Source organism: Fictibacillus phosphorivorans (assembly GCF_023715845.1).
Lineage (GTDB): Bacteria > Bacillota > Bacilli > Bacillales > Fictibacillaceae > Fictibacillus > Fictibacillus phosphorivorans_D.
Genome location: NZ_JAMBOR010000003.1, coordinates 271,431 through 278,200 on the forward strand (window position 1 = coordinate 271,431; position 6,770 = coordinate 278,200).

Below are 6,770 nucleotides of genomic sequence, written 5' to 3' on the forward strand. Positions count from 1 at the left end.
ATATCACTCTAGATGGCGAGCTTCGACTTAAAGAATATGAAAAAACTTATATTGAATTCTCTTCGTATAAGCCGTAGAATCCTCATAACCCCAATAACGCATCCGGCTATTGGTGGTATGAGCATTTACAAGCGGCTCTCCCGATGGGTCTTTTGCGACAACGATCGTTGTATGCTGATAATGCCCGTCTCCGTCAAAGTCATAACAGATTACATCGCCAGGCAGCAAAAGGTGGGCTGCTGATTTCTCTTGGGCCTGCAGACTTGATTTCGAACCGCTTAAGTACCATCTCAGCGCGTTTGCTACCGCCCAGCTGTAGCTCCAGGAATTGTTTCTCATCCACCAGCCCTTTGACTTTATCGAGTGCGGTGTCATTGGTATTCCGCCAGCATGAATACTTTGTGAGATATAGTTGGTGCAATCGTTCTCAAAAGATTTGTAAGCAGGATTATACGTGTTCCACCAGCGTTCCGCGTACCGGACGGCCGCCAGCCTGTCATACCCGCCTTTTGTTGGAGCAATGGATTCATTTTCACGTTCGATCTTCGGCAGTTCCCGATAACTGCCTTCAACATTAATAGGCTCATCACTTTTCATTTCTCCATCTTTGAAAAACACCGCACGTCTTTCTTGAGACATTTCTTCCACATAAAAATCAAATCCATGTTTAATGAGAAAGCTGTAATGAACAAGATAGTCCACATGAATTTTGTCTTCTGTTTCAGTCGTCCGTAATACACTTCCATTCGCCTGGTTGTTTACGATAAATGCATTTCTATCGGTATACATTTGTTTTTTTCGTATAAAGCTTTCTTGTTCATTTTTTAAAAAGAAGCCCCTACCGTCTGCATCGGCATGGATCATCCATTGGGACTGATTTTGAATATATCGTTTTAACGTCTCCATCCACATCAGACATACCTCCCTGCTTCTTTTAACATATGAGAGGTAAGTAAAAAAAAAGAACCCTTTAAGGGCTCTATGATGTTTTCTTCTTGTAGCTATTCTGTTCAATCGATAATAATACTTCTTTTTTATCCAATCCTCCGCCGTATCCTACAAGTGCACCATTACTGCCGATTACGCGGTGACACGGAATAAAAACAGGTACTGGATTCTGGTTATTCGCACTGCCTACAGCACGGACTGCCTTAGGTGCACCGATTCCTTGAGCGACTTCCTTATAGGAACACGTTAGTCCATAAGGAATGGTCGTCAACTGGTTCCACACCTTTTTCTGAAATGCCGTACCAAACAAATCAAAGCGGATGTTAAACTCATGCAGGCTGCCTGCAAAATAATCTTTTAATTGCTGAACAGCATCAGCTAGATATTCAGGAGAATGAATGAGTTCTCCCTTAATAAAATGCTTAGCCATCCAAGAACGTAAAGATGGAAGGTTATCCTCCATTGAACCAAAATCGAGACGGCAGATTCCGTTCTCCGTTGCAATGATCGTTAACGGTCCGATTACGCTTTCCATTTCTTCGTAATAGAGTAACGTTTTAATCTGACACATAATTATCCCTTCTTTTCATTACTTGACCTTACTATATCGGACACTTTAAAGATATGCGATTACGAAATTTCTTGATTTCGAAGCATTTTAAGTCCTTTATCTATCTCTAACGCCACTAAATCGTCTTTTTCGCGCTCTTTTGCTAAGGAAAGTTCTATTTCGGCTTGATCTCCGCCTATTTTACCAATCGCCCAAGCAGCAGTCCCTCTAATAACAGGTCTTGGATCATTCTTTAATAGGTTGACTAAGTCAGGTATTGCATTTTCTTCTTTAAAATGAGCTAGTGCGATAATCGCATTTCTCTGAATGGGTTTCTTTCCTCTCCAGCTTCCGGATACATGCCCGAACTTCTCTTTAAACTCTCTATTGCTCATCAACAACAAAGGCTGTAAAAGAGGTTTTGCAATTTCAGGATCTGGCTCCATTACCTCATGGTGATGAAAATCTTTCCCTCGGTTTTCAGGGCATACTGTCTGACATGTATCACATCCATATAAACGGTTTCCTAGCTTTTCTCTATAATGATCTGGCAAGAAATCTTTTGTCTGAGTTAAAAACGCGATACATTTTGATGAATCAAGCTGTCCTCCTTGCACAAGTGCGCCTGTTGGACACGCCTCCACACATTTATTGCATGAACCACACTGGTCTTCCATTGGCGTATCTGGTGGAAATGCAATATTTGTAATCATTTCGCCAAGATACATGTAGGAGCCAAATTCAGGAGACATGATCGCACAGTTTTTGGCACTCCAGCCAATTCCGGCTCGTTCAGCTACAGCGCGGTCGGACAGTTCACCTGTATCAACCATGGATTTTATTTTAACTTCTGGAACTCTCTCTATAATAAAGGCCTCAAGCAGTGCAAGCTTTTCTCTTAATATATGGTGATAATCTTTACCCCATGAAGCTCTGCAGAAAATACCTCTACGCTCCCCTTTTACACTTCTGGGAGCATTTTTCATCCTAGAGGGATATGCAAGAGCAATCGAAATGATACTGGACGCTCCTGTTAGAAGACGTTCTGGCTCTGTTCGTTTGTCAATGTCCTTTTCTTCAAATCCTGATTGGTATTGAAGGTCTTGCTGAATACGAAGCCTTTCTTTTAATTCAACAAAAACATCAGCATTAGCGAAGCCAATTTTATCTATTCCGATTTCTTTACTATATGCAACAATCTCCTCTTTCAACTGGGCACCTGTCATGCATATCCCTCCTTTCACATTTATTTTCAATTCTTATGGTAAAATACAGTTATATATTTAGAAGAAAAGGGGTTCAGTATGATAACGATTTCTCCAAAAATAAAGGAACTTATCCCTAATTTTAAAATAGGCACAATTACATACCATGATATCGCGATTAGCGAGTCTCCGCAAATGATAAAAGGCAGATTCCAGCTTTTTCTAGAAGCCTTAAAACTTGAAGAAAAAACGCCTGCTGATTATCCGGGTGTATCCGAATATCGTTCTGTATTTAAAAAACTCGGGACTGACCCTTCCCGATATCGTCCGGCATCTGAAGCACTTCTACGCCGTGTTTTGAGCGGCAAAGAACTTCCTCCGATCAATTCAGGAGTAGACGTTAATAATTTCTTCTCTATTCGATTTGGAATTCCAATTGGGCTTTATAATCTTGATAAAGTGGAAGGGGATGTAGAGATAAGAATCGGAAAGTCTGAAGACGCATATGAAGCGTTGAACGGCCGTGAGATGAATATGGAAGAAAAGTTGCTGTCTGCAGACTCTCTTGGAGCGTTTGGGAGCCCTATCGTCGATTCTAAGCGGACGATGGTCGATGAGTCCGTAACGAATGCTCTACATATCGTTTATTTACAACCTTCGATGGAAGCAAGTGAAGCACTGGAGATGTTGGAGTCAATGGCAAAAATGTTTACACAAGTGAATGGTGGAACGGCTGAAACTCAAATGATTTAAACAATTGTTTAGTTAGAGACCCATCAAAAAAATGCAGGGCTTCATTGAGTCAACGAAGCCCTGCATTAAAACCTACAACTAACTTGTTCTATATATAAGCAGCATGTATTTGATTTATGACTAGTACTTTTTATAAATTCATTTATTTACTCTACAAGTGTGTATTTCACTGACAAAGTTGCTTCAATTTCATCCCCTTCATCCAGTTCAAACACATATTCAGGTAAATAAAAATCATCACCCTTACCTAAGATGATATTTACTTTTGCTCCGCTGTTCACAAAATAATTTCCTGACCCTCTATTCGGTTCTACTTTGTATCTCCCTGGCGGAATATCGTTACCTGCTATAAACACACCAGCAGCCAATATTCTAGGCTCTTTCTTTTTAATAACTATACCTTTAGTGATTACATCGAGTTCTTTTTGCTTATCTGAAATCTGCTGATCTAAAGCTTTTATCTCTTCCTTTTTCTCTTCTACTTGCTTTAAGAGGGTATCATACTCTTTCTGAACATCATTTTTTTGATTAATAATACCGGTAACTTCCTCATACTCAGCGTTCATTTGACTTAATTCTGATTGTTTTTCGTTCTGTTTTTCTTCTGCATCAGCAATATCTTCTTCAATTGCAGCGAGGTCCTTATTCAAACTCTTTATCTCATCACTGATTTTATCTAGCGTTACTTTTTTATCCTCTAAGTAAACGGAAGCTTTATTGTAACCCCATGCATGAGCACAATACCAACTTACCAGAATTAAAACGATCGTGGTTGCCCCAAAATAGATCCACTCTTTTTTTAGCTTTTTAAAGTTAAAAAAATCTTTAAACATCCTACCATTACCCCCTTTTTAAAAAGCATCACCCCTTAAATTTATTTTGGATGTAGACCTTTATGACAAGATTCACGAAACAAAAAAGCATTCTTACACTGTAAGAATGCTTTCTCATCTATAATTTTTAAAAAGTAATAACACGGAGATCACTAAGATCGATAAAAAAATCAGGATCAATCTAATCGAATAAAAAATTCTCCCTATCATAACCTCAATTACATTTAAATAACGGGTAATATCAGAAACCAAAAAGATAATAGAGGTAATACAAACGGCAATCAAAACAAACCCTATGATCATTCCCCATTGCGGTCTCGTTCCATACATAGGTTCCTCCCCCTTATACTTACCTATTCAAGGTACAAGGAAAAGGTTCAAAACAAGCGAAAAACAATGTAAATGCAAAATAAAAAAGTCAGTGCTGTTTAGCACTGACTTTGGAAGTTGTATGTAATGGTACCGGTGGTCGGGGTCGAACCGACACTCCAGAAGGAACACGATTTTGAGTCGTGCGCGTCTGCCAATTCCGCCACACCGGCACGGAAAAACTATATTGTAAAACTTGAATTGGAGGCGGCACCCGGATTCGAACCGGGGGATAAGGGTTTTGCAGACCCGTGCCTTACCACTTGGCTATGCCGCCAGATAAATAAAAATGGAGCGGAAGACGGGATTCGAACCCGCGACCCCAACCTTGGCAAGGTTGTATTCTACCACTGAACTACTTCCGCAAATTATATGATTCATTATATTAAAAATGGCTGGGCTAGCTGGATTCGAACCAACGCATGACGGAGTCAAAGTCCGTTGCCTTACCGCTTGGCTATAGCCCAACACATAAAATGGGGCGGACGAGGGGAATCGAACCCCCGAATGTCGGAACCACAATCCGATGCGTTAACCACTTCGCCACGACCGCCACAATATAAATTTAATGGCAGGGGCAGTAGGAATCGAACCCACACCAAAGGTTTTGGAGACCTTCGTTCTACCTTTAAACTATGCCCCTGTAAGGATAAATATGATAAGAAATAAAATGGTGGAGGGGGACGGATTCGAACCGCCGAACCCGGAGGGAGCGGATTTACAGTCCGCCGCGTTTAGCCACTTCGCTACCCCTCCACAAAATGAAGACAGGTTCTATTTTAAAACAGATATGACCTGATTTCAAGAAGATTTTTATTCCAAATATGGATAAAATAACTTCTGAATCTACTTATACTAAGAGAAGTAGACATGGTGCCGGCTAGAGGACTTGAACCCCCAACCTACTGATTACAAGTCAGTTGCTCTACCAATTGAGCTAAACCGGCAAAAAAAATGGTGGCTCGAGACGGAATCGAACCGCCGACACGAGGATTTTCAGTCCTCTGCTCTACCGACTGAGCTATCGAGCCAAGAATTTAACTGTCCGTTGGTTCCCCTGTCTCTTCCTCTAAAAGAAAGACAAAAAGTAAATCCGTCGAGACAACTCGCAGCTTTCTCACGAAGTATTCCTCGTGACTGAGCTATCGAGCCAAGATATATTCTTGGTATTTTATAGCCACCATAAAATTAAAATGGCGGACCCGACCGGGGTCGAACCGGCGATCTCCTGCGTGACAGGCAGGCATGTTAACCACTACACCACGAGTCCATAATTGGTTGCACTTTACAGTACTACTAATATTTCATGAAGAGAAGTAATTCGACGCTGTTCATGAAATAAATTTGGTTGCGGGGACAGGATTTGAACCTGCGACCTTCGGGTTATGAGCCCGACGAGCTACCAGACTGCTCCACCCCGCGATGATAAAAAGATAAATGGTGGAGGATGACGGGTTCGAACCGCCGACCCCCTGCTTGTAAGGCAGGTGCTCTCCCAGCTGAGCTAATCCTCCATATCATATAAAGTTGGTTATGTAAAAATGGTGACCCGTACGGGATTCGAACCCGTGTTACCGCCGTGAAAGGGCGGTGTCTTAACCGCTTGACCAACGGGCCAGTGTTTAAAATTTAGAGAGTATGTATCTGGCGGAGAGCAAGGGATTCGAACCCTTGATACGGGGTTGACCGTATACACGATTTCCAATCGTGCTCCTTCGACCTCTCGGACAGCTCTCCAATATGGCTCCACAGGTAGGACTCGAACCTACGACCGATCGGTTAACAGCCGATAGCTCTACCACTGAGCTACTGTGGAATATGTATGGCTCAGCGACGTCCTACTCTAACAGGGGGAGACCCCCAACTACCATCGGCGCTGAAGAGCTTAACTTCCGTGTTCGGTATGGGAACGGGTGTGACCTCTTCGCCATCATCACTGAACCAATTATATAGAGAGTATGTTCTCTCAAAACTAGATACGACGTTTTCCAAACGTTTCATACAATAGTAAGGATAAGCCCTCGACCGATTAGTATCTGTCAGCTCCACGTGTCGCCACGCTTCCACACCAGACCTATCAACCTCATCATCTCTAAGGGGTCTTACTCACTT

6 protein-coding genes, 15 tRNA genes and 2 rRNA genes are annotated in these 6,770 nt (G+C 41.8%); 1 reads left to right on the forward strand and 22 read right to left on the reverse strand.

Annotated features, from left to right (window positions below):
• Positions 1-27: 27 nt before the first annotated feature.
• The 3 genes from M3206_RS04450 to queG form a co-directional block, all read right to left on the reverse strand.
• Complete coding sequence (locus tag M3206_RS04450) at positions 28-912, reverse strand: amidase domain-containing protein (RefSeq protein ID WP_251311294.1); 885 nt, start codon at positions 910-912, stop codon at positions 28-30.
• Positions 913-979: 67 nt separating this feature from the next.
• A complete protein-coding gene (locus tag M3206_RS04455) occupies positions 980-1,519 on the reverse strand; it encodes a methylated-DNA--[protein]-cysteine S-methyltransferase (protein ID WP_251311295.1) in 540 nt (179 codons plus the stop codon).
• A gap of 59 nt (positions 1,520-1,578) precedes the next feature.
• The gene (gene queG / locus M3206_RS04460; protein ID WP_251311296.1) at positions 1,579-2,724 is read right to left on the reverse strand and encodes a tRNA epoxyqueuosine(34) reductase QueG; all 1,146 of its coding nucleotides are present in this window, start codon (positions 2,722-2,724) and stop codon (positions 1,579-1,581) included.
• Positions 2,725-2,802: 78 nt separating this feature from the next.
• On the opposite strand from queG, the gene M3206_RS04465 reads away from it, so the two are divergent.
• Positions 2,803-3,456: a B3/B4 domain-containing protein gene (locus M3206_RS04465; protein ID WP_251311297.1), complete on the forward strand. Its 654-nt coding sequence runs from the start codon at positions 2,803-2,805 to the stop codon at positions 3,454-3,456.
• A gap of 146 nt (positions 3,457-3,602) precedes the next feature.
• On the opposite strand, the gene M3206_RS04470 is transcribed toward M3206_RS04465, so the two are convergent.
• From M3206_RS04470 to M3206_RS04560, 19 genes are all read right to left on the reverse strand, one after another.
• Positions 3,603-4,289 carry a coiled-coil domain-containing protein gene (locus M3206_RS04470; RefSeq protein ID WP_251311298.1) on the reverse strand — a complete coding sequence of 229 codons (687 nt, stop codon included), beginning with the start codon at positions 4,287-4,289 and terminating at the stop codon, positions 3,603-3,605.
• 114 nt (positions 4,290-4,403) lie between these two features.
• On the reverse strand, positions 4,404-4,619 hold the full coding sequence (locus M3206_RS04475) for a hypothetical protein (protein WP_251311299.1): 216 nt from the start codon (positions 4,617-4,619) through the stop codon (positions 4,404-4,406).
• 127 nt (positions 4,620-4,746) lie between these two features.
• A tRNA-Leu gene (locus M3206_RS04480) sits at positions 4,747-4,831 on the reverse strand.
• 29 nt (positions 4,832-4,860) lie between these two features.
• Positions 4,861-4,935 (reverse strand) — tRNA-Cys (locus tag M3206_RS04485).
• 13 nt (positions 4,936-4,948) lie between these two features.
• Positions 4,949-5,023, reverse strand: a tRNA-Gly gene (locus tag M3206_RS04490).
• Between the two features lie 27 nt (positions 5,024-5,050).
• Positions 5,051-5,125 (reverse strand) — tRNA-Gln (locus M3206_RS04495).
• 10 nt (positions 5,126-5,135) lie between these two features.
• A tRNA-His gene (locus M3206_RS04500) sits at positions 5,136-5,211 on the reverse strand.
• A gap of 16 nt (positions 5,212-5,227) precedes the next feature.
• A tRNA-Trp gene (locus M3206_RS04505) sits at positions 5,228-5,301 on the reverse strand.
• A gap of 28 nt (positions 5,302-5,329) precedes the next feature.
• Positions 5,330-5,414, reverse strand: a tRNA-Tyr gene (locus M3206_RS04510).
• 115 nt (positions 5,415-5,529) lie between these two features.
• Positions 5,530-5,605, reverse strand: a tRNA-Thr gene (locus tag M3206_RS04515).
• An 8-nt stretch (positions 5,606-5,613) separates the two neighbouring features.
• Positions 5,614-5,689, reverse strand: a tRNA-Phe gene (locus M3206_RS04520).
• Between the two features lie 163 nt (positions 5,690-5,852).
• Positions 5,853-5,928 (reverse strand) — tRNA-Asp (locus M3206_RS04525).
• A gap of 75 nt (positions 5,929-6,003) precedes the next feature.
• Positions 6,004-6,080 (reverse strand) — tRNA-Met (locus M3206_RS04530).
• A 16-nt stretch (positions 6,081-6,096) separates the two neighbouring features.
• Positions 6,097-6,172 (reverse strand) — tRNA-Val (locus M3206_RS04535).
• Between the two features lie 28 nt (positions 6,173-6,200).
• Positions 6,201-6,275, reverse strand: a tRNA-Glu gene (locus M3206_RS04540).
• 28 nt (positions 6,276-6,303) lie between these two features.
• A tRNA-Ser gene (locus M3206_RS04545) sits at positions 6,304-6,395 on the reverse strand.
• A 4-nt stretch (positions 6,396-6,399) separates the two neighbouring features.
• Positions 6,400-6,474 (reverse strand) — tRNA-Asn (locus M3206_RS04550).
• Positions 6,475-6,483: 9 nt separating this feature from the next.
• Positions 6,484-6,599, reverse strand: a 5S ribosomal RNA gene (gene rrf, locus M3206_RS04555).
• Positions 6,600-6,667: 68 nt separating this feature from the next.
• A 23S ribosomal RNA gene (locus M3206_RS04560) occupies positions 6,668-6,770 on the reverse strand; the annotation flags it as partial.